Genomic DNA, 24,949 nt, shown 5'->3' on the forward strand with positions numbered 1-24,949 from the left:
TTTCAGCATGTCTGATGAAGCGGCAAGCTGATATGAAAAGCTGTCCCTTTTCCGACTTCGCTTTCAACCTCCACTTTTCCGCAGTGCTCTTCGATAATTTTGTAGCTCACCATAAGGCCTAGTCCTGTGCCCCTGTCTTTTGTTGTATAAAAAGGTTCCCCGAGCCGTTTAATTTTGTCTTCAGGAATGCCTGACCCTTCGTCAATAATCGAAATATGAAGTTCATCTTCGTTTTTCAGTGAAATATGGACCTGGATTGTACCGCCTGACGGCATAACCTCAATCGCATTTTTTAAAATATTGATAAAGACTTGCTTGAGCTGGTTCGGCTCACAGTATACATGAGGCACACAGCCGTTATGAAAAAGCTCAATCTGCACATTGACCAATATAGCCTGCGCGTTCAAAAGATCGATTGTTTCCTTCATTATGGTCACGACATCTTTTTCCTGATAAGAAATGGCCTGAGGCTTTGCGAGTATGAGAAATTCTGTAATGATGGATTCAATCCTGCTCAGTTCTGATGTAATCACGTTGAAATACATGGAAAAGTCTTCTTTTACATTCGCTTCGAGCAGCTGGATAAAACCTTTTAATGCCGTCATCGGATTTCGGATTTCGTGCGCAATGCCTGCTGCAAGCTCTCCGACAACGCTCAGCGTGTCAGATTTGCGGAGCCGTTCTTCAAGCTCCTTCTTCTCCGTAACGTCTCTGAAAATAGCCAGGTTCATGTTTTCGATAATATGCCGCTTTAATGAAAATTCGAGAATCTTTTCTTTGTTGTTTTGCAGTTTAAATGGAATTTCCTCTGTCATTTCGTCCATGAGATACATGGCGCTGCCTTCCATTTTATCATAGGAAATCAGCTCATGCAGATTGTACTTATGGATGTCCTCAAGAGGAATCTCAAGGATTTTTCCAGCTGCCTGATTGGCGTCAATAATCGTGTAATTGTCATCGATCAGCACAATGCCGTCCATGGCCCCGTTGAAAATTTTTCTGAATTTTTGTTCGCTTTCCCTTAATTCTTTTTCCATCTGCTTACGGTCGCTTACATTCCGGAGGATGGTCAGATGGTGCCCGTCTGTTACGTCCATTTTAGATGTGAATTCCAGCTGTTTGCACTGGCCGTTCGGCATATAAAACAAGAGCTCCTCGCGAATAGCTCCTGATTTTACATATTTCTTTTTGACTGTCCTGAATTTGGATTCACTGGCATCCATAAAATCAAAGATGCTGCTGCTGATCAGGTTTTCCATTGAAAGCTCAAACGTTCTGCAGGCTGACTGATTGGCGTTGATGATCCGCCCGTCATTGTTCCATATAATGATGGCATCTATTGCATTTTCAAATATTTCCCTGAAACGTTCCTCGCTTTTGAACAGTTTCATTTCCATATTCCGTTTTTCCGTAATGTCTCTCATAATGGCCATGTTGAATCCGCTGAGCACATTGGAGGTGGATGTAAATTCAAATACTTTTCTGCGCCCTGACAAAAGCGTCACGGGCATTTCCCCTTTTGCTCTGCCTCCTTCATTCAAAATAGACCAGAGTTTATCGAGTTTAAACTGGTTCTCGTGCTCAACAAAATCCTCAAGCTTAAATGAGCCAAGGCTGGTTTTATCTATTTCAAAATTCAGACAAAAAGAGCCGTTCGCATCTATAAACTGGCCGCTCCCGTCAAAAATGACGATGCCGTCAACCGCCCTGTGAAACAGATCTTTAAAGAGCTGTTCGTTGATTGTCCGTTCCCGCTCAAGCATTTTATTGGAGGAAATATCCCTCATAAGAGCAAGATGCCGGGTTCCGAGCGCATTTTTCTTAATGGACAGTTCAATAAATTTCACCTGGCCATTGTCAAGCTTGATAATCAGTTCATCTTCTATTTGATCCCTGTCACGAAGCTCGTCCACTTGATTCAGCAGCTGCTGGTGGGGAACAAGCGAAAGAAAATCACACATCTTTCTCTTGCCCATTTCAAGCTTATCCAGCTGAAAAAGGTGACAAGCAGATTTGTTGCAATCTATAAAATGAAACGATTCATCAAGAATAATGATCGCTTCCATCGCACTTTCAATAATCAATTCCTGCTGACGGCTCTTTTCTGCAAGCCGCTTATTTTCTTCTTTTAATATCGTGATCTGCTCCTGCAATGACGTCACTTCACATTCATTCATTACTTTGCTCATGCATCATTCCGCTCCTTGCCGACGGGCAAATTTTCATCTCCCCTGTAATTCTACAGAATACTGAATAGTCCTTCACCGTTTTACCGGATTTGACAATTTTATTGCTAAGGACCTATGCAAAAGGGAGCAATCGTGAATAAGTGCAAAAATTCGTTCTTTTTACACGCACCTAACAACTTCTTTACAATCCCTTTAAAAAAGGCTATATTGCTGTTTGGCTGTTTTAAACTCTTTTGAGAAAGGGTAGAAAGGGTAGTAATATCCCTTATGGGAAAACTAACTGCAGGAGCCTTTAATGACTTCTGTGAAAATGGGTGATACTGTGAAAAATCGTGAAAGCTATTTCGATAATGCGAAATTTATTCTGATCATTCTTGTTGTGTTTGGTCATGTTATTCGCTCATTTATTGATGATAACGAATTTATGCTGAATGTATATAAATTTGTGTACACCTTTCATATGCCTGCCTTCATTTTAATATCAGGCTTCTTTGCAAAAGGGTACAACAAAAAAGGCTATGTACAGAAAATCTTTAAAAAACTGATTATCCCGTATTTAATTTTCCAGGGAATTTACTCAGTTTATTACTTCCTTGTTGAATCCGAAAGCGCTCTTGCCGTCAATCCGCTCGACCCGCACTGGTCGCTTTGGTTCCTGATGAGCTTGTTTTTCTGGAATCTCTTCCTGTTTGCCTATACGAAGCTTGATAAAAGAACGGCTATTCTTGTTGCCATCGCACTTGGCGTTGGAATAGGCTATGTGGATTCGGCAAGCAATTACTTGAGTGTGTCAAGAACATTTGTCTTCTTCCCGCTGTTTTTAGTCGGGTTCTATCTGGATAAATCACACTTCAAGCGACTGACCGGAGTAAAAGTGCGTCTTGTGTCAACCGCTATGCTGATGGCCGTTTTCGCCGCCTATTTCTTTATGGATTTTGACTACGAGTGGCTGTTTGGTTCTAAACCCTACTCTCAGTTTGGCGGAGTCGGCATTGAAGACGGCCTGATCCGTCTCGGATTTTACACACTGACATTTGTCCTGACATTCAGTTTTCTTTCCCTGATTCCTAAAAGCCGCTTTTTCTTTACACATTGGGGGACACGGACATTTTACGTTTACCTGCTGCACGGATTCATTGTCAGATCCTTGAGAAACAGCGAGGCTCTCGAATGGCTTAAAGATTATCAGAGCGTCACCCTGATTGTTATTCTGTCCATTCTTCTGACATTCATCTTATCTACAAATGCTGTTAAAACTGTTACACAGCCGATTATTGAGCTGAAAGCAACAAATCTGCGGAAATTCTTCAAAAACAGAGAAGAAAAGGTGCAGTACCGCTAAGAATAGAACCCGCTGCTTGTGCAGCGGGTTTTTCCATGTTTTTAGGTCGCTTTATTATGGATAAAATGTGATAGAATAGATAGGATTAAAAATTATGTTAGAAGTGGTGTTAATAAATGAACGTTGTACTAAGTACGCTGAACGCAAAATATATCCACACAAGTCTTGCCCTGCGCTGCCTGAAAGCTCATGCCCAGCCTGACTTTGAAGTGGCCATTGCTGAATATACAATTAAAGATCCGGCGATGAATGTAGTGACCGATCTGTTCCGCATGAAACCTGATGTCGTTGGTTTCAGCTGCTATATTTGGAATATCGAAGAAACCATTAAGATCATGAAAATGATGAAAAAAATCAACCCTTCCCTCATCATCGTGCTCGGCGGTCCTGAGGTGACGTACGACACAAGAGAATGGATGGAATCCATACCTGAAGCGGATTATATTGTCATTGGCGAAGGTGAAGAGACATTCAAGCAATTTTTGGCTGCCCTTCAATCAGACAAAAACATGAAGAATGTTTCCGGAATTGCCTACAGAAATCATGGCGAGGTCATGATCAATCCTCAGCGGAATAAGATCAATCTGGCTGAACTTGCTTCTCCTTTTCGTTTTGAAGAGGATATCCCCCACCTTTCAAAGCGGGTTACCTATATTGAAACAAGCAGAGGGTGTCCGTTCAGCTGCCAGTTCTGTCTGTCATCCATTGAGGTCGGGGTCCGTTATTTTGACCGTGAAAAAGTTAAAGATGACATCCGCTACCTGATGCAAAACGGAGCCAAAACCATTAAGTTTGTTGACAGGACGTTTAACATCAGCAGAAGCTATGCGATGGAAATGTTTCAGTTTCTTATCGATGAGCATCTGCCCGGAACGGTTTTTCAATTTGAAATAACCGCTGACATTATGCGGCCTGAAGTCATCCAGTTTTTAAATGACAATGCCCCAAAAGGTCTTTTCCGTTTTGAAATCGGCGTGCAGTCCACAAATGATGCGACAAATGATCTTGTGATGAGACGCCAGAATTTCAGCAAGCTTACGAGGACTGTCACAATGGTTAAAGAAGGCGGAAAGATTGACCAGCATCTTGATTTGATAGCAGGGCTGCCTGAGGAGGACTATACGTCGTTTAAAAAGACATTTAACGATGTATTTGAAATGCGTCCGGAAGAACTGCAGCTCGGCTTCTTAAAAATGCTTCGCGGAACAGGCCTGCGTCTGCGCGCTGCAGACCATGATTATGTCTATATGGACCACTCGCCTTATGAAATTCTGAAAAATAATGTCCTTTCATTTGAAGATATCGTGAAGATTAAGCAAGTGGAAGATGTACTTGAGAAGTACTGGAATGATCACCGGATGGATGCAACGGTAGAATTTCTGATCAAGAGTGTGTTTGAAACTCCGTTTGATTTTTTCCAGCAATTCGGCACCTACTGGGACGAACAGGGCTGGGTCCGCATCGGCCATCAGCTTGAAGACTTATTTAAACGCCTTTATGAGTTCCTGTCTGTTCATCATAAAGAACAGGCTGACTTGGCAGAAGGATTCATGAAATACGACTATCTGTCATCTCAAAAACATAAACCGCGCAAGCCGTGGTGGAACGATATGCTGACAAAGTCAGAACGCAGCACCATTTATCAGGCGATTCTTTCTCAGCCGTCATTGCTTGGAAAAGAATTCGAAGCAAAAGCTTTTACTGAAAAAGATCTTTATAAGCATACAATCCTTGATAAGGTGCCGTTTGACATGGATGCATATTTAAGAACCGGAGAGGTGATGCCCGGCGAGAGCATCCTGCTTGTTCATTATGATCCAGTTACACGCACTGCAAGCTCCTATGCTGTACAAGAAAATAGACTGCACAATAAAGTCAGCTGACAAACAAAGAAGAACCGCCCCCTGAGCGGTTCTTCTTTTATTTGCATGTCTTCTTTTTGGATGATGCCGCCTCCAAAAACTTCGCTGAATTATAATCGCCCATTTCTGTGCCGAACTCTTCTTTCAGCAGATCAGGATCCATATGCTTTTTATGCTGTCCGCTCTCTTTGCTTTTGTGTGTTTTCTTTGTCATGAGAATGACCCTCCTGAACGTCCCTTGCTGCCGTTTTTACTGTTGCGGTTTGCACCCTTGGCAGGATTTTCGCTGCTGTAGACCGCTTCTGCAGCAAATTCAGTATCGGCCATGCTTTCTTTTGGTGTTGTATTATTTTTCACTGCCTGATTTCTAGCGGCTTTTCTTTTCATCTTCATACCCCCCTGAAAGTTCGTGAGAAGCACCTCACTGTTTATAGTGTTAGGCGAATCCGGATCATTCATTAGAGGGAAAACGAGTCAGTTTTGCTGTTTATTGTGTTTGTAGGCAATTAGTACAATCTCTTCTCCTGTTTGTTCTCTCAATTCACTTTCCATCTTTTTCACCTTTTCAAGAAACTGATCCTGAAGAGCTGCAACCGGAAATTCCTTGTTCATATCCTTTTCCTCCTTAAAGATGTCTCTTTCATAGCCTGCCAAAAAGCAGACAATACTACTACAGAGGTGATGAATATGAGTGAAAAAGATGAATTTACGATGGATGAAACGATGCCTCATCAGGCAAGTGCCCCGTCCTTTAAAGGAACAGGCATAACCATGAAAAAACCCTTTATCAATGAATACGGCGTTTTAATCGGAGACAGTTTTTATGATTCCAAACAGTCTCCCTTAAATCAGTGGAGCGATGATGTCGACCCTTCCATCATGACGGGCGATCAATGGGTCCATCCTACAAACGACATTGGCTGGAACACACCTGAAAACCGGGAGCTTTTAGAAAGCAAAAAAAAGCCTGATGGCTTTCCGTTTACTCATCCTGATAAAGATGCAGGCTATGGACAGGATTAGAAATTAGCCCTGTTTTCCCCAAAGGCGCAGCCATTGGGGATCTTTTTCCGCAGAAGTTATTGATGAAATTTTTTGACAAAATATACAGACAGCACATCTGAAAGTTCCGGTCCTTTTTGAATGATTTCCCCTGATTTAAATGCCTCAAAGCCATCTCCGCCTGATGCAAGGTAATTGCTTGCAGCCGCACGATACATTTTTTGATCTTCAATAACTTCTCCATCTTCTGTCTTTAATGCTTTTATCCGCTCTCCCTTTGGCGCACTCCGGTCGATCTCAAAGGTCAGTCCTTTCGTTTGAAGCAAATTCTCTGCTTTTAAACTCCACTGCTGTTCAAGAATCTCTCTTATTTGTTTTCCAGATAGTGAAATTTCAGCTGCGTAATGATTAAAAGGGAGTGCGGCAATGACGTGCTGTTTTGTCACAGGCCCTCTCTTCAGGCTTTCCCTGATGCCGCCATGATGAACGAAAGCAATATCAGTATTCATTTCTTTCATCATAGATTCTGCCAGGAGTGCGGCAAGAGGGGAATGGCCCTGATCATTCTTTTTTCTTGATAAATCGTGGGGAAGACTCCCTATTTCCTTGCTGTATTCGGCTCCGACCCGCTTCTTATATTTTTCAATAAGCTTCAGAGAACCTTCATCGGGTGGTGCCTGACTGTGGTCTGTCAGAATAATTTGTGCTTCCTTCTGGATAATTTCCTTCTGGTCGCGGTCAATGAGAAGCGTTACATCAGAAAAGGCTTTCCCGTAAGAATAGCTCTGAACAATCATCTTGTTTCCAACTCTGGTATTTGCACGCTTATGGCTGTGAGCCCCGAATATGACATCTACTTCATCGGTGATTTTCGGAGCCATCTCGATCAGTTCTTCTCCTGCATGTTCACCGTTTTCATCTGATGATGCAGCTGCATGCGCCAAAACAATGATTGACTCAACACCAAGCTGTTTCAATTGTGAAGCTGCCTGATTGATTGCCTCAGACTCATCCGTTATTTCAATCTGCTCCCGGTTTTCAGGCAGCAGAAATTGATTGGTTTCTTTTGTTACAACACCGATTATGCCTAACTGTACGCCGTCAATTTTTTTAATTGTGTATGCTGGAAAAATTGGCTTTCCTGTCTGTTTATCAATCACATTGGCTGAAACATAATCAAAATCGGCACCTTTAAAGTATCCTGTACTACTATGATACCCTCCATTTATCAGTCTTTTAAGCTCGCCGATTCCTCTGTCAAATTCGTGGTTTCCCGGTGTTCCAGCATCAAACTTAAGCTGATTCATAAACTCAATAGTCGGTTCATCCATAAACAAGGATGACAGCGGCGGACTTCCTCCTGTCATATCACCCGCATGCAAGAGCAGCGAGTGCTCATGCATCTCTCTCCGTTTGTTAAGATGAGAAGCAAGATATTCGGCTCCGCCAACCTTTTTGCCAGATTGAACAGAATGAGTGTCCAGCTGTCCATGAAAATCATTCACACCAAGCAGATGAATTTCTGTGAGTTTGTTATCATCTGTGCCTGCCCGCCCTTGACTTTCTCCAAAAACAGATGCAAAAAATAAAAATAAGACAATCATGAATAAAATGCCTGCTGTTTTTACAGAATGCTTCATTGGCCTTCCCTCCCTCTGATGCTTCTAACGTATCACGCCAGAATGAAGGCCATCTAAAGTGAAGGTAAAGGATTATTAAGAATTGTTAAGAAGCAGATAAAAGCTTTTACACACAAAAAATGGAAAAGGTATAAAAAAAGAAGCTGCGCTGGCAGCTTCTTTTTTGTTCATTGCTTAAGATAAGCGGAAAACGCCTGTTTTACTTTAGGCACCACATAGTGGCTTCCGCCTCTGTCTTTTACATCCTCAATCATCATGGCAATCAGCAGGCTTGGCTGATCCGTATTCACAGCCACAAACCAGCCGTTTTCCTGTCCTATTTCACCTTTGGCCTGTTTCAGTTCGGCTGTGCCGGTTTTTCCCGCCAGATTCAGACCCGGCACGACAGGCTTATGGCCGGTACCGCTCGGGTCATCCACGACGCTGATTAAGTGATTCAAAAGGAAAGAACTCTGCTCCGGCGTTATAATGCCTTCCTTCCAAATTTCAGGAGCAGGCTCATCTTTTTTCTCAAGATAAGGCATAATCATGCTGCCGTTATTGACAAATGCGGTATAGGCTGCTGCGATATGAACAGGGCTCATCAGGACCTCTCCCTGCCCGTATCCTGAGTCAGCCAGAAGAACTTCCTTTTCAGCTAGGTCAGACGCTGCGACTGATGAGTCAGCAGTCGGAAAGTCAAACTCAAATCGTTCACCAAGCCCAAACGCAGCTGCTCCTTCTTTAAAAGCATCGGCACCCATTTCGAGCGCTGCCTGTGCGAAATAAATGTTGTCAGATGAAACAAGAGCCCTTTTAAGGTCAACCGCAGAATAGGCGTCCGTTACTCTTGTGACAGAGTAGTTCCCCCACTCAGGCCCTTTCTTCCAGGTTAAACCCGCAATGGTTTTGACTTCAGCCGGATCCAGTGTACCTGCTTTTAAACCCGCTGCGGCTGTCAGAGGCTTAAACACAGACCCCGGAGAGAATGTCTTGTTGAATTTGGCGCTCAGCGGCTTACCGGGCTGCTCTGTAAGAGCCTGATAAGCCTCACCTGACATTCCTAATACAAAGCTGTTCGGATTGTAAGCAGGGCTGCTGACAAGCGCAAGTGTTTCCCCTGTCATCGGATGAACAGCTGCAGCTGTTCCTGAATCACCTTTCAGCTGATTGTAAAGCACTGTTTGAAGAGCAGAGTCGATCGTTAAAGTGATGTCCTTGCCATCTTCGGCAGGCTGCTCGGCAATGGTTTCGTTTGAAGGATCTGTATAGATGCGGAATCCGGATTTTCCCCGGAGCTCGTCCTCGTAAACTTCTTCAAGCCCTGCTTTTCCAAGCTGCGATGTACTTGTATATCCTTTCCCTTTCAGCTTTTGGAGTTCCTCACCGGAAATATTGCCTATGTATCCGGTTAAATGGGCAGCATTCTCACCCAGCGGGTAGTACCTGGATGAAACATCCGCCTTTTGAAAACCCGGAAGGGATGTCACTTTTTTTACCAGTTCGGTTTCTGATGGGTCCACCTTTGCGACCGGCACGGACATATCAGGCTTAACCCAGCTTGCTGACAGCTTTTTATCTATGTCCTCAGCTGTCAGATTCAAAAGCTTTGCTGCTGCTTCTTTTGCGGCTTCAGGATCGCTTCCGAGCTTTTCGGGAACTGCCTGGATTTCAGGAACGACGGCATTTATAGCCAGACCTTTTCCGTTCTTATCCAGGATGCTTCCTCTTTCCGGCTTATCTTCCGAAATTCTGACCGCATCTCCTTCCTTCAGCTGCGGGAAAATCATCGATGGATTCCATGAGACGAACCAGTTGTCTCCATCATCCGTCTCTTCCTGAACGAGTGACGCCTGATGATCAAATGCAACAGGTCCTGCCAGAGTATCCATTTTTAACGAAAACGGCAAGGAAGCTTTTTTCTCATCTTTTCTCTCTTCGGGCTCCTCCGGCTTCTCATAGCTGATGCTTAGATTTTCCGTCTCGATGGACTCATAAATCTGCTGATATCGTTCTGTGAATTCCTGTTCAGTGATGCTTTTTTTAGCATCTGAAGATAAATAAGCATACATTCCGCTGAAATTCTGGTCATTCCACAGGCTGACATATTTCTGGAATCGTTCTTCAGGCTGCGGTCCCTTTGAACATGCCGAAAGAATCACAAGCGTTAGCATACAAAAAAGTACTGCCGTCCATTTCTTCACTTTATCTGACCTCTCCCAATACGTATTAGCTAAAGTATAGCACAGGCAAGGGAAGATTTTCCTGAACTGTACGTTGTAAACAGCAAAAAGCAGACAGTCTCCCTGTCTGCTTCATCCTTCGTCACCCGATAATAACACGTTCTTTCGGATAGTGATAATTTGGTTTTGATGCTTTTGATCCGATAATGTAAATGAACGTAACAATCCCAATCCGTCCGATAAACATTAAGATCATAATGATGCATTTTCCTATTGTGCTCAGATCTGCTGTAATTCCCATCGATAACCCTGTCGTTCCGAATGCCGAACAAACTTCAAAAAGGATTTCAATGAGCGTGAATTTTTCTGTGATTGAAAGAATAAACACGGAACCAAAACAAAGGACAAAGGCCATCAGCGTGACGACGAGTGATTTTTTCACATCATCTTCATGAAGTTCCCGTTTAAAGATCTTAATGGTTTTGTTGCCTTTGGCAAAGTGATAAAGAGCAAGCAAATTTAAAGCAAATGTCGTTGTCCTGATCCCGCCCCCAACAGAGCTTGGGGAAGCCCCGATAAACATCAGCGCACACATGACGAGCAGCGTGGCTTCAGAAAACAGGCTGACATCCATCGTTGCAAGTCCCCCGCTTCGTGTGGCGGTTGACTGGAACAAGGAATAAAAAAAGCTTTCGTGCCAGCTTTTCCCGCTGAAAAAAAACTGGTACTCAAGCAGAGCGATCATAATCGTTCCGCCGATAACGAGCAAGGTATATGTAACAGTCGTCAGCTTTGTAAAAAGAGTAAATCTGTACTTGCCTTTTTTGCTGAAAAGAAAGGTTTTCACTTCTATCAGTACAGGAAATCCAATAGCTCCAAGTGTAATTAAAAGGATGATGACAAACTGAATGAAATAATCGTCTGCATATGGAATCATGGATGCTCCTGTAATATCAAAGCCTCCGTTTGTAGTTGCACTGACAGAATTAAAAAACCCGTGCAAATACGCCTCCTGCCAAGTCGAGTAGTATTTTAAAAAGTAGGTTCCAAGAATCATGCCGCCGCAAAACTCAATAATCAATATTAAAAACAGGACCTGCTTCATCAAGTTGACGATTCCCGAAAGAGAATACTGATTTTGATCAGCCATGATCAGTCTTCTTTCTCTCAGGCCAATGCGTTTTCCGACAATCAGCCAGACAAATGTTCCAAGTGTCATGACGCCAATCCCCCCGAACTGCAGCACAAACATCAGAATAAAAATGCCGGGTACAGTCAGGGTATCTGCTACCGTTATGACACTGAGGCCTGTCACGCTTACAGCACTTACAGCTGTAAACAGACCGTCCATAAACGTCCATTGCACTCCCTCCTGGTGGGCAACAGGCAGGCTCAGCAAACCAACTGAAACGGAGACGGCTATGGCATAATAAGCTACAATCAGCTGAAAAGGCGTTAATGATTGGAAAAAGGTTCTAGTTCGGGTCATGGATATCGTTCCTTAAATTTTTAGGGTGAACTGCATGTTCTCTATCATAATGAAAACCCGGCAGAATGAAAAGGGGTTGTCCAAAATTTATCTTGCCTGCTTTCATTTTCAACATGCGAAGACAAAAACATACTTTGGGGTTGAGTAAACAAAAAAAAGAGGAGACAGCATCTCCTCAGATTCATACCCTGGTTATTTTGCTTCTAAACGGCGGATTCTCTCATCAAGGTCAGGATGGGTTGAAAAGAGGGCAAGCCCGCGTTTCCCGCTTATCTTCAATGATGCAACAGAAGATTGATCGCTGCTGACCCGCTGCGTGTATCCTTTCAGCATACGCAGAGCGTGGACCATTTTGTCCTTGCCTGCCAAATCGGCCCCTCCCTTGTCCGCGTGGAATTCTCTGTGGCGGGAGAAAGCAAAAACGACGAGGCTTCCAAGAATGGAAAACAGGATTTGGAACACTAAAACCGCAATAAAATGAACGATTGGCGCCATGTCCTCTCTAACAAACCTGGAGGCAATCCAAGCCGCAATTCTTGCCAGGAACACTACGAATGTATTAACGATACCCTGAAGCAGCGTCATCGTTACCATATCGCCATTTGAGATATGGGCAACTTCATGGGCAAGAACGCCCTCAACTGCAGCGTCATCCATTTCTTCAAGCAGTCCGGTGGAAACGGCAACGAGAGAATTATTTTTAGACGGGCCCGTTGCAAACGCATTGACCTCGCGTGACTGATAGATGCCCACTTCAGGCATTTTTCTGATGCCTGCAGCTCTTGCAAGTCTGTGAACGCGTTCTACGAGGTTTCGCTCATATGCCGATAAATTTTGATCCGGTTTCAGAACCTTTACGCCCATCATCATTTTTGCCATCCACTTTGACATGAACAGAGAAATAAATGAGCCGGAGAAACCTACAACAGCACTGAATACGAGCAGGCTGATGAGATCGATTCCACCTCCAGCCGTTACATAGGAGCCAACTCCAAGCAAAGATAAGACAATTCCTATTGTTGTCAATACGAGGATATTGGTTAAAAGGAACAAAAAGATACGTTTAGCCATCTTGCACCCCCAAAGATTTTGAGTTCATTTGAACTTATATTATAATTTATAGTATAAAGAATGAAGAGGAATAATCGCAAATACTAAGCACTTGGTAATGTTATGCAGCACGATTGAAAAATGGCTGCTTAAAAAACAGACATATAAATGACAAAGAGGTGATGCCCATGAAAATACAGCTGAAACGCTCAGAAATGGCCAAACTGCTTTTCACCCTGCAGGGAGAAAGCGATGCGGCCCCGGCATCTGTACTGAAAGAAATCGGGATCGACCCGTCTGATTTTCCTGATTTCATCAGAAGCTCCAAGCCTCTTCCAAGAGGACTTTCATCAAATGAAATTGTTTCACTTGCAAAACTGTGCGAACTGACTTCTTTAAAGTCCACATCGATTCAGAATTGGATAAAGAGGGATATGAAAGAACTGATCGGCTCACCTGAACACGGCAAAAAATATTCAATCGAACAAGCAGCCATCCTCCTCATTGTGAGAGACCTGAAATCAGCATTTGATTTTGATACAATCAGGCATTTGCTGAAGCTTCTGTTTAATACATTATCGGACCGAAGCGATGATTTGATTTCGCCATTGCGTTATTACTCCGCTTACGGGACAATTCTTGAACGTATGGAATCGATCACGGTATTCTCGCTTTCTGAACATGAGCTCGAAAAGGATGTTCAGGATCAAATACAGGCGGCTCATGACCTTTTTCAGGATCTTCCGGAAGATGACTGGAATCAGGTAAAGGATATTTTGACGATTACCGTGCTTTCCGTCATCACATCCTATCTTCAGAAAAGAACCCGTCTGTTTCTGCAGGAGCATTTTTAAATAAATGTCATTTACTCAACCCCTTCACCTCATATCATAGGGCACAATTGCCAGTATAGATTGTCCTTTTGAAACAAGACTATAAACACAGCCCTATGGCTGCAAACTTTTATGAAGGAGTTGAGTATAATGGCACGCAGCAGCAATAAATTGCTTGTTCCTGGGATTGAACAGGCCCTGGATCAAATTAAATATGAAATTGCACAGGAATTCGGCGTTACGCTTGGTTCTGATACAGTTGCACGCTCTAACGGTTCTGTTGGAGGAGAAATCACGAAGCGCCTGGTCGCACAAGCACAGGCAGGTCTTGGAGGACAGGCTTCTAAAACTGAATAATATGGCAAAAACCGCAGGAATCCTCCTGCGGTTTTCTTCTTTCTATGTATGCAGCAGGTGCCTATCCGGTCAGATTCGCTTTCGCGGCACCCTATGTTTCAATCACGATCAGATCTTGACCCCTCATTATCGTCATCGTCATTGTCGTTGTCTTCATCTTCCTCGCGGTCATCATCCCGGTCGCGGCTGTCGCCGTCTCTCTCGTCATCATCGTCTTCACGGGATTTCTCTTCATTCCGCTTTTTTTCTTTCTCTCTTTCTTTACTTACTTTATCTGCTTCTTTTCTTGCTTTTTCAGCTTCTTTACTTGCTTTTTCAGCTTCGGCTTTTGCTTTAGCTGTCTGTTTATTTGTGTTCATCGATGTTTCTTTTTCTTTAGGCGGATCTGGCACAGCGGGCTTTTTGTTGATTTCCTTCTCTTTGTTCTCTTTCAAAGCAGGCGGTTCCTGATCCTTTTTTGGCGGAGGTGCTGGCTCTTTAACAGGAGGAACTGTTTCAGCAGATTCCGGTTTGGCTGGTTCTGTCTCTTTATCAGCCTTTTCCTCTTCATTGCGCTTTTCCGCATCTTCTTTTTCTGCAGGATCAGCTTCTTCTGTTTTTTGCAGTTTTACATATTTACCAGTAGAAATCCCTTGTTCCACTGCTTTATTGCGTGTTTCAACATCTGTCTCTACCGCCTGAACATTCAGGCTTTGTTCCATGTATGACTCTTTCAGGCGCACAACATCTGCAAGCATTTTCTTTTTTGTCTCTTCATGCTTGTCATCTGCTGTTACCGTCGTCACAAAGATCTCCTTATCGTCTGTTAAATAGCCGAGAGATCTGCTTTTGTCCACAATGGTTGAAAAGACATCTGATACACTGCGTTTATTCATGTCTTTCAGTTCGGCAAGCATAGCCTTCCCATCTTCATTCATGGGTTCAATCCTTATGACTTTAAGTTCTTCGTTTAATTGAAGCTCAAAGCTTGGATTGATATCAATCGTCATATAAGCATATACCCTGTCATCATTCAAAACGGGCAGCAAGGTAAAAAAGATAAGAATAAGAGCTGCCACTGCGAGTAACCCGTTTCGAATTCCGCGCAGATTAAAAATACTTACTGATTTTGATGCTCTTTCGCTTGTATCTGAAAGCTGAAAAAAAGTAATTTCCTCACCCAGCTCGTATGAACGTTTTTGTTTTGCTGCTTTCAAAAATTGTCCATCAGGGGTAAGCAATGTAACATAATCATCATTACGGTCAACGACGATCCCTTTTTTCATGATTGAAGCACCCCTCTTATATAGTCTTTCAGATAAACGTAATCCCCCGATAAAATTATTGTCATGGCAATAATATATTTTCTGTTTCTCTCTATTGTTTTGCGGCTGACAGATACAAGCGATTCAAGCTGTTTAACAGGAAGCTGTTTTTTCGCAAACAGAATCCGCCTCAGCTCATCGTGCTCAATCAGGACTTGAGCTACTTTTATTGCATTTTGCCTTGCATCCATATGTTTTGGAGAATTCTCCATCAGCTCTGAAAAAGAAAGACCGAATTCCTGGAGCACTTTATGGAAATACACAATCTCTTCCCTTCGCTGTTCCTGTTCAATGAGCTTTTGATGCTCTTCAACGGACAGCTCCGCTTCAATCTTGCTCTGCGAAGCCTCGCCTTCTTCGTGTTCCTGTAGATCAATATTTACTGTCTGGGCGTTTCTTGCTTCTTTTCGAATATAGTCAATGACTTTTCTCTTTATAATCAATTCGGCAAAAGCGAGCAGCGAACTTCCCTTTTCAGTTGAATATTTTTCAATGGCCTCATTAAAGGCAATTAATCCAATGCTGAATTCATCGTCTTTTTCATCAATATACCTTTTGCAGACCGAAGAAACGGTTTTTGCCACGAAAGGTTTATACTGGTCAATTAATGTGTTCTGCAATTGTGTGTCGCCGTCCTGGATCTGCAGGACAGTTTCTTCTAAAGTTGGTTTCTTTTTGCCAAGTTTAAACAACAGGCTAAGCACCGGTTCTCACCTCAGTTCTCCCATATTACTTCGTATAATCATAGCTAATTTGCCCTGAGAGCGCAAAGGAAGAAATTTGGAATCGTGAGAGCCTTGAGGTAAAGATGAACCTATTAGGCATTGATGAAGCAGCAGATGAAGAATCTATTATAATTGTTCTCCTTTCTTTTTTCTTACTAAACAGCTACGAAGCAAGTTTGGGTTTTGAGGGTGTAATATTAGTTTTTTTACAAAAAGGTTACAAATAAAGGCGGAAATCCAGGGTAAAAGTTGATTAATTGTAAAATTTTTAATATAAAACCACTATTTCACCCACGAACTGTCATTTAATTTCAAAAAAAAAAACACCCCTTTCAGGGTGCTCAATCAAGTCGGTCTTCAGCTTTTTCCACAAGCTTCTCTTCTTCTGTATCCGGGCGACTGCTTTCATCTTTGGATAAGAACCATCCGGCAACAGCAATCCCTGCTAGAACAATCCAGAAGATAAGCTTCCATGTTGCAGATTCAATGAAATGTTTATCAATGATGTTAATGTCCGGGTGAGCGAGCGTGTACAAAGCAAGCTTCACTCCTACCCAGCCAACAATGACAAATGCAGCGGTCTCAAGACTCGGACGTTTTTGCAGCAGGGCGACAAAATAGCTCGCTGCAAATCTCATGATAATCAGGCCAATGATGCCCCCGGCCAAAATGACGGCAAACTGGCCGCCATCCAGACCTCCGATTTCCGGCAGACCCGTTGCAGGCAGTGTTACTGCCAGTGCGACTGCCGCAAGGATGGAATCAACCGCAAACGCAATGTCTGCAAGTTCCACTTTAAGAACCGTCATCCAAAAGCCTGATTCCTTTCTGTCCTTATCACCATGCAAATCCTTCTTTAAAATGAATTTCTTCACCAAATGATTTATGGCAATAAACAGCAGATAAACAGCCCCTATTGCCTGTACCTGCCAGACATCGACCAAAAATGAAATTAAAAAAAGCGAGCCGAACCTCAGGACAAATGCTCCTGCAAGCCCGTAAAACAGAGCTTTTTTTCTTTGATCATCCGGAAGGTGCTTAACCATGACGGCCATAACAAGAGCATTGTCTGCCGCAAGAATTCCTTCCAGTGCAATTAAAACAAGTAATACCCACCCGTATTCAAGCAAAAGGGCAACATCCATTCAACATTCCTCCTATATCTGTATTTTCTCTATATACCCAATTTCCTTTCACTCTTATCAAAAAAAATCTTTTCCTTATGCTGGAAAAGACGTTTTAGGAAATCCATGTCAGGATGCAGCAAGTTTTTCAGCTGATTTTCTTATCCTGTGAAATTGCTGAGGGCTTGACCGTTTTTCTTGTGAAGAACTTGTACAAAATAAAAGCAGCTACGACTACTGCAGCGGCAGGAAGCAAATAGTCGTTTGCCATTCCGCCTACCTGTTCCCATTTATCCCCAAGTTTAAATCCGAGATAAACATACAGGAATGTGATCGGCAGCATGGCTGCAAAGGTATAGATGGAAAATACCCAGACGTTCATTTTTGCCATGCCGCACGGAATGGAGATCAGCGTTCGGACCCCTGGCAGAAACCTTGCCGTAAAAGCCACCATAGCCCCGTTTTTCTCAAAGAACAAATCGGCCTTAGCGAGATTTTCTTCATTGATAAACATGTATTTTCCATATTTAATCAGAAAAGGTCTTCCACCATAGCGGCCAAGTGCATAAAGGGTAAGCGGACCGATTGTTCCGCCAATCGTGCCGGCAAGCACAGTGCCCCACAGCAGCATATCTCCCTGATACACCCAGTATCCAGCGAGCGGAAGAACAATCTCGGCAGGCACAAATTCAAAACATAGAGCAAAAAGCACCCCAAAATAGGAGAGGTCTTTAAAGTACTCAATAAAAGCAAGTATGTAATGTTCCATATTCAGTTCCAGACTCCTTTATTACAGACATCGATTACGCGCAGTACTTTCCTTCTTATCAGAAGCAGCCGCACAAATCAGCCTTTCAGTTCTACAAGCTATCATACTATACATACCATTAAAAAGGGACAACTTTACAATACTTTTATTTTGGCATTTTTATGAACGCTTATTTTACAGGGGTGATGAAAATGGACTGGATTCAGGCGTTTATTTTGGGCGTTATTCAGGGACTGACGGAATTTCTTCCCATCAGTTCAACTGGTCATCTTTACTTGGGCAGAATGCTGTTTGGCATGAAGGACGGCGGGATCTTTCTCGATACGATGCTTCACATTGGCACATTTATTGCCCTGATCGTCTTTTACAAAGATATATTATGGAGGCTTTTGAAACAGCCATTCAGCAAATTAACTCTTTTGCTTGCTGCGGGAACATTGCCTGCGGTGGCTGCAGGTGTTTTCATCAGCGATTTTTTTGACGGCATCAGCAAATCAGGGGCAACGATCGGATGGGAGTTTCTTATTACCGGAGCATTTTTATGGTTTGCTGATTCCATAAAAAAAGGAGCAAAAAAACTCGATGACCTCACCATTTTTGATGCCTTTTTCATCGGTTCCTTCCAGGCCCTCGCCATCTTCCCTGCCATTTCAAGATCAGGAATGACGATCGTCGGAGCTCTTATGAGAGGAATAGACAAAGAAACAGCTGCTTATTTTTCGTTTCTGCTGTCGATACCTGCTATATTCGGAGCTATTCTTTTTCAGGCATCCGATTTGTTTTCAGGCGAGGCGGCGACTATTGGCTTCTTCCCTCTTTTCGTTGCTACGCTTAGTGCTGCCCTGACAGGATATGTGGCTGTTAAGTGGATGATCCAATTTGTGAAGAAACATTCTTTGAGGGGATTTGCGGTCTACGTATGGATATTGGGAGCGGTCATTCTGTTCATTCAGTTTAAGGGATAAGAACAAAAGCGCAAGCGCCAAGGCCCGCTCCGATAGGCAGATAAGAATCAGGCTGAAGAGTCCGGTTCCCGCCTTTTTTGACGGATTTGTTCTGAGAGAGGATTTAGGAGCTTACGCTTGCCGAGGATAAATTTGTTATGCTATCCACAGCCTTTTATTCTTTATAATTTCCTTACAAACAGAAAAAAACAGCGGAGGTTCTCCCGCTGTTTTTTAGCGTGCCTTTCGGTTTCTTTTCCTGCCGTAGAGCATCTTTAAAAGCGACTTTACTTTGTTATACTTGTTTTTATACGGATACCACTGCATCTCTGTCTTTTTTCTGCCCCTGTCCACCATGACAGATTTTTCATGGCAAAAGCGGCGGATTCCGTCCTTGCCGTGATACTTTCCGATTCCGCTTTGTTTCACTCCTCCAAACGGGAGATGCTGGTTGGCTATGGACATCATCACATCATTAATAACGGCGTTTCCAGTTTCAAGTCTTGAAGTAACACGCTTAGCTTTTTCAAGATCTTTGCTCCAGACGCTTGCATTCAGCCCATAGACTGAATCATTCGCGAGAGCAATGGCCTCATCTTCAGATTGAAACGGCATGACAGCTGCAACAGGCCCAAAGGTTTCTTCCTGCATGATCTTCATATGCTGCTTTACGTCTGCAAAAACCATCGGATTGATAAACAGGCCTTCAGACAGCTTCCAGTTTTCAGGAAGTGATCCGGCGATGAGTCGTGCCCCTCCCGCAACGGCTTCTTCCACGTGGTCTTTTATAACTGAAAGCTGCGACGGATGTGTCATCGCGCCGATATCATCATCCTCACCACGACCCTGCTTCAGCTTGACTGTTTCAGAAACGAGCAGGTCAAGAAATGTTTCATACACATCCTCCTGCACATAAATCCTCTCAGTACTCATGCAGACCTGCCCGCTGTTTGTGAAGGAACCCCATGCAGCTGCCTTCGCTGCTCTTTCAAGATTTGCATCTTCAAAAACAATGAAGGGGTCCTTTCCTCCGAGCTCCAATGTAACGGGAATGAGGGTCTTTGCGGCTTCTTCCTGAATCTTCTTGCCTGCAGCAGCAGATCCTGTAAAAAAGATAAAATCCGGTTTAGCTTTAACCAGCGCTTGCCCGGTTTCCTTTCCTCCATGAACCACCTGAATGACTCCATCCGGAAAACCTGCGAGCTGAACGGCTTTTTCAATAAACAATCCTGTTTCAGCGGTAATTTCCGAAGGCTTCAAAATAACGGTATTTCCTGCTGCAAGAGCATTTACGACTGGCACGAGTGCGAGCTGGAGGGGATAATTCCAGGGCGAGATAATCAGAGCGGCTCCTCTTGGCATATATTCAATGTAGCTTTTTTTCCCGATAAAGTGGATCGGCGTCTTAACACGCCTCGCCTTCAAACTTTTTTCAGCATTTTTTTCGAGAAAGGATAATGTGTCAAGAACAGGCATCAAATCTGCTGTTACCGCTTCTATTTTTACTTTTCCGGTGTCTGCTGCAAGAACTTCAATGCATTCGTCCATATGGTCTATCAGAACGTGTTTCAGCTTTTTCAGATAAGATAGCCGTTCTCCTGCACTCTTTTCTCTCCAAGAGGCAAACGCTCTTCTTGAAGAATTCATGATTTGGCTGATGCGGAAATCAGATGTCTGATCAATGGCTCCTGCCCCGGCAATTCCAGCCGGGTTTAGGTCTGCCGCAGTTTTGCTTTGCTCCATGGCTTCCCCTCCTGTTCTTTTCTAGAAATATTCCCATTTAAAAAGATCATAAACAATAAACAGCTGTATGGAACCTGCACATTATCACAGAAATTATGGCAAACCTAATGATATATCATCAAGGAAAGCAGGAGATCTGACATGCACACGATGTGGAAAGGATCCATCAGTTTTGGACTGGTCAATATACCGGTTAAATTATATGCCGCTACTGAAGATAAAGATGTGAAGCTGAGGAATTTGCACAGTAAATGCCATACGCCCATTCAATATGAAAAGAAATGCCCGAACTGTGATGAAGCAGTCGGAAATGATGAGATTGTAAAAGGCTACGAATACGTAAAAGGAAAATTTGTCATCCTTGAAGAAGACGAACTCAAACAGCTTAAGCAGGAGCTTGAGGATAAAGCGGTTGAAATTATCGATTTTGTCAACCTTGATGAAATTGATCCGATTTACTTTAATCGCTCCTATTTTATCGGCCCCGGGGAAAATGGAGCAAAAGCTTATTCTCTTCTGCGCGAGGCCCTGCTGAAATCGGGTAAAATCGGTGTTGCAGAAATGACCATCCGTTCAAAACAGCAGCTCGCGGTTCTGAGGGTATACCAGAATACGATTGTGATGGAGACCGTTCATTACCCGGACGAAGTCAGAAAAGCATCAGACGTGCCAAGTGTTCCGGAGAAGACAGATATTGGGGAAAAGGAACTTGACACAGCGATCATGCTCATTGACCAGCTGACAACCTCTTTCAACCCAGAATCTTATAAAGATGACTACCGGGAAGCGCTCCTGAATTTGATTCAGAAAAAAGCCGGCAAAAATGAGGGCAAAACACCTGCAGATGCTCCCCGTGAAAATGTCGTTGACTTGATGAGCGCCCTTCAGGCAAGCATCGACAAATCCAAAGAAAAACCGCCAGAAAAAGAAACAGCTGCAAAACCGAAGAAAAAAGCGGCAGCCGGCAAAAAAACAAAAACAGCCAGAAAAAAAGCGTAAGGACAGTCCCGCTGAGCGATTAGCGGGATTCCGGCTGTCCTCCAATCCATTTAGCGGCATCCAGCAGAGAAGGAAAAGTCATATCCGCACCATGATCAGATGAGCCAACCAAAATTGTTTTGGTTCCCGCTTTTTTTCCGGCCATTATATCCACATCCCTGTCACCGATCATGTAACTTTCTTCTATTGTAATGCCATGCCGTTCAGCAAGATCTGTAATCATGAGGGACCCGGGCTTTCTGCACTCACAGCCCGCATGCGGGGAATGTGCACAATAGGCGACTTCTTCGATTCTCCCCCCTGCTTTTTTAATCTCTTCAACCATTTTCCGGTGGATATCTTTTAGGACAGCCTCTTTCATATACCCAAATCCAACTCCGCCCTGATTGGTGACGACAAACACTTTATAGCCTTTATCGCATAAAATCCGCACTCCCTCTGCAGCACCGTCAAGCAGGTAAAGCTGTGAGGGATTGTTCACAAAGCGGACCCTCTCCGTAAGCACTTCGTTTATCACACCATCACGGTCCAAAAATACGGCTTTCATCATTAGAACATCCTTTCATAAACGAATCGTTAATAAGAAATAGTAAGAGTAATAAAAAGCAAAGGAAGTCTGCTATGTATGTAAAACCAATGCTTCCATCTCTTTCTTTAAAGAGGCCTGCAGGAAGCCAGTGGAGCTTTGAAATAAAATATGACGGATTCAGAGCCCTTCTTTCCATCTCACAATCAGCCATTTCCTTTACAAGCCGAAACGGAAAAGACCTTGCTCCTCTTTTTCCCGAAATCATAGAAGCTGTCCGTTCAAGCTTTTCCAAGTTTCAGCCGTTTATGCCTTGTACACTTGACGGGGAACTCACCGTTTTGCAAAGTGCGCACAAAGCATCATTTGAGAAGATTCAAAAGCGGGGAAGGCTGAAAAAGGAGGAGAACATCCAGCGTGCAGTACATGCTGATCCATGTACGTTTTTGGTGTTTGATCTTGTAGAGTGCGCCGGTGAGAAGTTCTCGGCTTCCCCTCTCAATATCAGAAAGGAGAAACTGGCCTCTCTGTTGGAAGCATGTGGTTTTCCGCTCACCCCCGCACCCGGGGAAGGACGTATACAATATGTCCCCTCTTTCTCAGACGGAGATGCCCTGTTTAAGGATGCCATACGCCATGACTCAGAAGGAATTCTGGCGAAAGATCTGAACAGCAGGTGGGAGCCAGGCATCCGAACAAAAAACTGGCTCAAAATAAAAAACTATAAATACGGCCTTGTTTTTATTATCGGATATGACAAGAAAAACGGCTACTTTAAAGCAGGCACTTACGATCACGGCACGATTATGGAAGCCGGTGTTTTTTCCCACGGGCTTGAGGAAACAGAAAGAGAATCGCTTGTGGAGTTTCTCAGACAAAATAAAGAGAAGGAAAATTCCCAATGGATCACTATTGCTCCAGCAATCTGTGTGGAACTTCAATTTCTCGGACTGTACAAAAATCAGCTGCGGGAGCCTTCATTTCATGCGTTCAGATTTGACCTTGCTCCTGAACTCTGCACATGGTCACAGCTTAAAGTACATGCGGTTTCCGTTCATGAAGACGTTCAGCTTACTCACCCGGACAAGCCTCTTTGGAACAATCCGGTAAGGTCAAAGGAAGATTATCTTGCATACTTGATTGATGTTTCTGAAAGCATGCTCCCTTTTCTTGAGAATAAACATTTGACTGTCATCCGCTATCCGCACGGCACTTCTGATGAAGCTTTTTATCAGAAAAACTGCCCTGACTACGCGCCGGATTTTATTCAAACATCCTTACATGAAGGAATCCAGTACATTCTCTGCAATGACCCCTCCACTTTATTGTGGCTCGGCAATCAGAGTGCCATCGAATTTCACGTTCCCTTTCAGACCCGGAAGTCCCATCAGCCAAATGAAATCGTATTTGACCTAGACCCTCCTTCAAGAAATGAATTTGGACTTGCTGTAAAAGCGGCTCTTGAAATGCATAAACTATTTGAATCATTCTCTCTTAAGTCTTTTCCAAAGCTTTCAGGAGGAAAAGGCATTCAGATTCACATCCCCATAACGGAGGGGACATTTTCCTACGAGCAGACGAGAAGCTTTACAGAATTTATTGCTTCTTATCTTGTACAGGTATTCCCTGAAGCGTTTACGGTTGAAAGACTGAAGAAAAACCGCGGAAACAGGCTGTATATCGATTATATTCAGCATGCTGAAGGCAAGACCATCATTTCACCCTATTCTCTCAGGGGAAATCCTGCAGGAGCCTTTGCAGCAGCACCGCTCTATTGGGAGGAAGTAAAGGACGGTCTGAAGCCTGACTCGTATACAATGAACACAGTTGCCGATCGCCTGCAGGATATGTCCTGTCCCTTTGCAGACTTCTTTTCCTCTCCGCAGGATAAAGTGCTAATGCAAATCCTGCATTTCATTGAGGAGCAAGTATCAAAAGGATAACAGCGTCATCATCCCGAATCTGTTAAGCCAAACATAATTCATCGGGAGAATGACAAAAATAAGTCATACTCTTATATAAATGAGGCCTGACCTATGCCGAATTTTTTTTGGTTCTTTCTCCTTTTCGCAGCAACCGCAGCGCTTGCTTATGCAAATGCACGAAAAGACCGTCCCATGCTCGTTCCTCTATGGCTGTTAAATGCGGGGCTTGCGATTATTTTTGAAGTTTTCATCTTTGTTTTCTTACATTCTTATACATATAAACCGGAAGTTTTCAGTGACCCTTTCTCAGACAGCTCATTTGGTTCTATTTTCAGCCAGCTCATGATTGTCCCGATGATTGGTGTCACAGCCGCATTTTACAGGCTTACCTTTCCGGCGATGCTGCTGATCAGTTTTGGCATGTCCGCTGTGGAAGTTTCCTTTTTGCATTTGGGAATTTATGAACATCACTGGTGGAAAGTTTACTATACAACTTTGCTGCTTCCTGCCGCCTTTCTCATTTCATCCCGGTGGTACAGGCTGCTGAAAAAAAATAACCGCCCCGCTGCCAAACTGGGCCTTTACTTTATGAATTTGAGCGTATCCTTAACACTCACATGGGCAGCAACTGTTCCGCTTACCATGTATTTGTTTCAGCCGGGCTGGTTTGATAATCCCGTTCGTGATCATCTTGCAGCAAACTCTGTCTTTTTCAGCATTGCGTGCGTTTTTTACACACTGATTGTGCTTATCCGCCGCAGAGTCATTAAGCTGCTGCTTTTTCTTATCCTTCTCTGCATCCACTATTTACTGCTGGAAAATGGATTATTTTCCTATCACACCGGCTTCGCCTCGTTCGCAGCGCTGCACCTGTTCTTTATCGCAGTGAGCTGCCTGATGTGGAAATGGACACAGGATGCTGTCAGATCGCACGCAGGATGATTAAGGCGTACAGCCAAAATAA

Annotated in this window: 24 protein-coding genes; 10 read left to right on the plus strand and 14 right to left on the minus strand. The window is 43.5% G+C overall.

The window, feature by feature from the left end; translation table 11 throughout:
* Nucleotides 1-2: 2 nt before the first annotated feature.
* A complete protein-coding gene (locus RKD52_RS14430; protein ID WP_454100226.1) occupies nucleotides 3-2,189 on the minus strand; it encodes a PAS domain S-box protein in 2,187 nt (728 codons plus the stop codon).
* Nucleotides 2,190-2,484: 295 nt separating this feature from the next.
* Here RKD52_RS14430 and RKD52_RS14435 point away from each other — a divergent pair, with 295 nt between their 5' ends.
* On the plus strand, nucleotides 2,485-3,531 hold the full coding sequence (locus tag RKD52_RS14435) for an acyltransferase family protein (RefSeq protein ID WP_454100227.1): 1,047 nt from the start codon (nucleotides 2,485-2,487) through the stop codon (nucleotides 3,529-3,531).
* 116 nt (nucleotides 3,532-3,647) lie between these two features.
* Nucleotides 3,648-5,414: a B12-binding domain-containing radical SAM protein gene (locus RKD52_RS14440; protein ID WP_454100228.1), complete on the plus strand. Its 1,767-nt coding sequence runs from the start codon at nucleotides 3,648-3,650 to the stop codon at nucleotides 5,412-5,414.
* A 37-nt stretch (nucleotides 5,415-5,451) separates the two neighbouring features.
* On the opposite strand, the gene RKD52_RS14445 is transcribed toward RKD52_RS14440, so the two are convergent.
* From RKD52_RS14445 to RKD52_RS14455, 3 genes are all read right to left on the minus strand, one after another.
* The gene (locus RKD52_RS14445; protein ID WP_454100229.1) at nucleotides 5,452-5,607 is read right to left on the minus strand and encodes a hypothetical protein; all 156 of its coding nucleotides are present in this window, start codon (nucleotides 5,605-5,607) and stop codon (nucleotides 5,452-5,454) included.
* Nucleotides 5,604-5,780: a hypothetical protein gene (locus RKD52_RS14450; RefSeq protein ID WP_029281795.1), complete on the minus strand. Its 177-nt coding sequence runs from the start codon at nucleotides 5,778-5,780 to the stop codon at nucleotides 5,604-5,606. Before RKD52_RS14450 ends, RKD52_RS14445 begins: the two co-directional genes overlap by 4 nt.
* An 87-nt stretch (nucleotides 5,781-5,867) precedes the next feature.
* A complete protein-coding gene (locus RKD52_RS14455) occupies nucleotides 5,868-6,005 on the minus strand; it encodes a hypothetical protein (protein WP_454100230.1) in 138 nt (45 codons plus the stop codon).
* Between the two features lie 75 nt (nucleotides 6,006-6,080).
* Between RKD52_RS14455 and RKD52_RS14460 the strand changes: the two genes are divergently transcribed.
* A complete protein-coding gene (locus RKD52_RS14460; protein WP_454100231.1) occupies nucleotides 6,081-6,416 on the plus strand; it encodes a DUF3905 domain-containing protein in 336 nt (111 codons plus the stop codon).
* A gap of 56 nt (nucleotides 6,417-6,472) precedes the next feature.
* Here the strand turns inward: RKD52_RS14460 and RKD52_RS14465 are convergent, their stop codons facing one another.
* The 4 genes from RKD52_RS14465 to htpX all read right to left on the minus strand — a co-directional run bounded on the left by RKD52_RS14465 (nucleotide 6,473) and on the right by htpX (nucleotide 12,757).
* Nucleotides 6,473-8,035, minus strand: coding sequence for a bifunctional metallophosphatase/5'-nucleotidase (locus RKD52_RS14465; protein ID WP_454100232.1), 1,563 nt, complete (start codon nucleotides 8,033-8,035; stop codon nucleotides 6,473-6,475).
* A 167-nt stretch (nucleotides 8,036-8,202) separates the two neighbouring features.
* Nucleotides 8,203-10,218: a penicillin-binding transpeptidase domain-containing protein gene (locus RKD52_RS14470; protein ID WP_454100233.1), complete on the minus strand. Its 2,016-nt coding sequence runs from the start codon at nucleotides 10,216-10,218 to the stop codon at nucleotides 8,203-8,205.
* A 121-nt stretch (nucleotides 10,219-10,339) separates the two neighbouring features.
* Nucleotides 10,340-11,686 (minus strand): TrkH family potassium uptake protein, encoded by a 1,347-nt coding sequence (locus RKD52_RS14475; protein ID WP_454100234.1) that lies wholly within the window; start codon nucleotides 11,684-11,686, stop codon nucleotides 10,340-10,342.
* 192 nt (nucleotides 11,687-11,878) lie between these two features.
* Nucleotides 11,879-12,757, minus strand: a complete 879-nt coding sequence (htpX, locus tag RKD52_RS14480; protein ID WP_454100235.1) for a protease HtpX — start codon at nucleotides 12,755-12,757, stop codon at nucleotides 11,879-11,881.
* A 161-nt stretch (nucleotides 12,758-12,918) separates the two neighbouring features.
* Between htpX and RKD52_RS14485 the strand changes: the two genes are divergently transcribed.
* Entirely contained in the window at nucleotides 12,919-13,590 is a 672-nt protein-coding gene (locus RKD52_RS14485; RefSeq protein ID WP_369732712.1) for a DUF1836 domain-containing protein, read from the plus strand.
* Nucleotides 13,591-13,719: 129 nt separating this feature from the next.
* Nucleotides 13,720-13,926 (plus strand): alpha/beta-type small acid-soluble spore protein, encoded by a 207-nt coding sequence (locus RKD52_RS14490; protein ID WP_029281808.1) that lies wholly within the window; start codon nucleotides 13,720-13,722, stop codon nucleotides 13,924-13,926.
* 98 nt (nucleotides 13,927-14,024) lie between these two features.
* On the opposite strand, the gene RKD52_RS14495 is transcribed toward RKD52_RS14490, so the two are convergent.
* Both RKD52_RS14495 and sigI read right to left on the minus strand, forming a co-directional pair.
* On the minus strand, nucleotides 14,025-15,191 hold the full coding sequence (locus RKD52_RS14495) for an anti-sigma factor domain-containing protein (protein ID WP_454100236.1): 1,167 nt from the start codon (nucleotides 15,189-15,191) through the stop codon (nucleotides 14,025-14,027).
* Nucleotides 15,188-15,934, minus strand: a complete 747-nt coding sequence (sigI, locus tag RKD52_RS14500) for an RNA polymerase sigma factor SigI (protein WP_369732709.1) — start codon at nucleotides 15,932-15,934, stop codon at nucleotides 15,188-15,190. The genes RKD52_RS14495 and sigI overlap by 4 nt, the downstream gene beginning before the upstream one ends.
* A gap of 104 nt (nucleotides 15,935-16,038) precedes the next feature.
* Between sigI and RKD52_RS14505 the strand changes: the two genes are divergently transcribed.
* The gene (locus RKD52_RS14505; protein ID WP_454100237.1) at nucleotides 16,039-16,182 is read left to right on the plus strand and encodes a hypothetical protein; all 144 of its coding nucleotides are present in this window, start codon (nucleotides 16,039-16,041) and stop codon (nucleotides 16,180-16,182) included.
* Between the two features lie 114 nt (nucleotides 16,183-16,296).
* On the opposite strand, the gene RKD52_RS14510 is transcribed toward RKD52_RS14505, so the two are convergent.
* Together RKD52_RS14510 and RKD52_RS14515 are read right to left on the minus strand one after the other, a co-directional pair.
* Nucleotides 16,297-17,100: a TerC family protein gene (locus tag RKD52_RS14510; protein ID WP_454100238.1), complete on the minus strand. Its 804-nt coding sequence runs from the start codon at nucleotides 17,098-17,100 to the stop codon at nucleotides 16,297-16,299.
* A 127-nt stretch (nucleotides 17,101-17,227) separates the two neighbouring features.
* On the minus strand, nucleotides 17,228-17,848 hold the full coding sequence (locus RKD52_RS14515; RefSeq protein WP_454100239.1) for a DedA family protein: 621 nt from the start codon (nucleotides 17,846-17,848) through the stop codon (nucleotides 17,228-17,230).
* A gap of 191 nt (nucleotides 17,849-18,039) precedes the next feature.
* Here RKD52_RS14515 and RKD52_RS14520 point away from each other — a divergent pair, with 191 nt between their 5' ends.
* Nucleotides 18,040-18,813, plus strand: coding sequence for an undecaprenyl-diphosphate phosphatase (locus RKD52_RS14520; protein WP_454100240.1), 774 nt, complete (start codon nucleotides 18,040-18,042; stop codon nucleotides 18,811-18,813).
* A gap of 213 nt (nucleotides 18,814-19,026) precedes the next feature.
* On the opposite strand, the gene RKD52_RS14525 is transcribed toward RKD52_RS14520, so the two are convergent.
* A complete protein-coding gene (locus RKD52_RS14525; RefSeq protein ID WP_454100241.1) occupies nucleotides 19,027-20,535 on the minus strand; it encodes an aldehyde dehydrogenase family protein in 1,509 nt (502 codons plus the stop codon).
* Between the two features lie 141 nt (nucleotides 20,536-20,676).
* Between RKD52_RS14525 and ku the strand changes: the two genes are divergently transcribed.
* On the plus strand, nucleotides 20,677-21,534 hold the full coding sequence (gene ku, locus RKD52_RS14530; RefSeq protein WP_454100242.1) for a non-homologous end joining protein Ku: 858 nt from the start codon (nucleotides 20,677-20,679) through the stop codon (nucleotides 21,532-21,534).
* Between the two features lie 19 nt (nucleotides 21,535-21,553).
* Here ku and RKD52_RS14535 read toward each other — a convergent pair whose 3' ends face one another.
* The gene (locus tag RKD52_RS14535; RefSeq protein ID WP_454100243.1) at nucleotides 21,554-22,084 is read right to left on the minus strand and encodes a D-glycero-alpha-D-manno-heptose-1,7-bisphosphate 7-phosphatase; all 531 of its coding nucleotides are present in this window, start codon (nucleotides 22,082-22,084) and stop codon (nucleotides 21,554-21,556) included.
* A 71-nt stretch (nucleotides 22,085-22,155) separates the two neighbouring features.
* Here RKD52_RS14535 and RKD52_RS14540 point away from each other — a divergent pair, with 71 nt between their 5' ends.
* Entirely contained in the window at nucleotides 22,156-24,003 is a 1,848-nt protein-coding gene (locus RKD52_RS14540) for a DNA ligase D (protein WP_454100244.1), read from the plus strand.
* A 93-nt stretch (nucleotides 24,004-24,096) separates the two neighbouring features.
* Complete coding sequence (locus tag RKD52_RS14545; RefSeq protein WP_454100245.1) at nucleotides 24,097-24,927, plus strand: hypothetical protein; 831 nt, start codon at nucleotides 24,097-24,099, stop codon at nucleotides 24,925-24,927.
* Nucleotides 24,928-24,949 lie beyond the last annotated feature (22 nt).

It is taken from the genome of Metabacillus sp. SLBN-84, assembly GCF_053629595.1.

Excerpts from the sequence above, each read along its gene's own strand:
- RKD52_RS14430 (WP_454100226.1), bottom strand. The coding sequence starts at position 2,189 with ATGAGCAAAGTAATGAATGAATGTGAAGTGACGTCATTGCAGGAGCAG.
- RKD52_RS14435 (WP_454100227.1), top strand. The coding sequence starts at position 2,485 with ATGACTTCTGTGAAAATGGGTGATACTGTGAAAAATCGTGAAAGCTAT.
- RKD52_RS14440 (WP_454100228.1), top strand. The coding sequence starts at position 3,648 with ATGAACGTTGTACTAAGTACGCTGAACGCAAAATATATCCACACAAGT.
- RKD52_RS14445 (WP_454100229.1), bottom strand. The coding sequence starts at position 5,607 with ATGACAAAGAAAACACACAAAAGCAAAGAGAGCGGACAGCATAAAAAG.
- RKD52_RS14450 (WP_029281795.1), bottom strand. The coding sequence starts at position 5,780 with ATGAAAAGAAAAGCCGCTAGAAATCAGGCAGTGAAAAATAATACAACA.
- RKD52_RS14455 (WP_454100230.1), bottom strand. The coding sequence starts at position 6,005 with ATGAACAAGGAATTTCCGGTTGCAGCTCTTCAGGATCAGTTTCTTGAA.
- RKD52_RS14460 (WP_454100231.1), top strand. The coding sequence starts at position 6,081 with ATGAGTGAAAAAGATGAATTTACGATGGATGAAACGATGCCTCATCAG.
- RKD52_RS14465 (WP_454100232.1), bottom strand. The coding sequence starts at position 8,035 with ATGAAGCATTCTGTAAAAACAGCAGGCATTTTATTCATGATTGTCTTA.
- RKD52_RS14475 (WP_454100234.1), bottom strand. The coding sequence starts at position 11,686 with ATGACCCGAACTAGAACCTTTTTCCAATCATTAACGCCTTTTCAGCTG.
- htpX (WP_454100235.1), bottom strand. The coding sequence starts at position 12,757 with ATGGCTAAACGTATCTTTTTGTTCCTTTTAACCAATATCCTCGTATTG.
- RKD52_RS14485 (WP_369732712.1), top strand. The coding sequence starts at position 12,919 with ATGCCCATGAAAATACAGCTGAAACGCTCAGAAATGGCCAAACTGCTT.
- RKD52_RS14490 (WP_029281808.1), top strand. The coding sequence starts at position 13,720 with ATGGCACGCAGCAGCAATAAATTGCTTGTTCCTGGGATTGAACAGGCC.
- RKD52_RS14495 (WP_454100236.1), bottom strand. The coding sequence starts at position 15,191 with ATGAAAAAAGGGATCGTCGTTGACCGTAATGATGATTATGTTACATTG.
- RKD52_RS14505 (WP_454100237.1), top strand. The coding sequence starts at position 16,039 with ATGAACCTATTAGGCATTGATGAAGCAGCAGATGAAGAATCTATTATA.
- RKD52_RS14510 (WP_454100238.1), bottom strand. The coding sequence starts at position 17,100 with ATGGATGTTGCCCTTTTGCTTGAATACGGGTGGGTATTACTTGTTTTA.
- RKD52_RS14515 (WP_454100239.1), bottom strand. The coding sequence starts at position 17,848 with ATGGAACATTACATACTTGCTTTTATTGAGTACTTTAAAGACCTCTCC.
- RKD52_RS14520 (WP_454100240.1), top strand. The coding sequence starts at position 18,040 with ATGGACTGGATTCAGGCGTTTATTTTGGGCGTTATTCAGGGACTGACG.
- RKD52_RS14525 (WP_454100241.1), bottom strand. The coding sequence starts at position 20,535 with ATGGAGCAAAGCAAAACTGCGGCAGACCTAAACCCGGCTGGAATTGCC.
- ku (WP_454100242.1), top strand. The coding sequence starts at position 20,677 with ATGCACACGATGTGGAAAGGATCCATCAGTTTTGGACTGGTCAATATA.
- RKD52_RS14535 (WP_454100243.1), bottom strand. The coding sequence starts at position 22,084 with ATGATGAAAGCCGTATTTTTGGACCGTGATGGTGTGATAAACGAAGTG.
- RKD52_RS14540 (WP_454100244.1), top strand. The coding sequence starts at position 22,156 with ATGTATGTAAAACCAATGCTTCCATCTCTTTCTTTAAAGAGGCCTGCA.
- RKD52_RS14545 (WP_454100245.1), top strand. The coding sequence starts at position 24,097 with ATGCCGAATTTTTTTTGGTTCTTTCTCCTTTTCGCAGCAACCGCAGCG.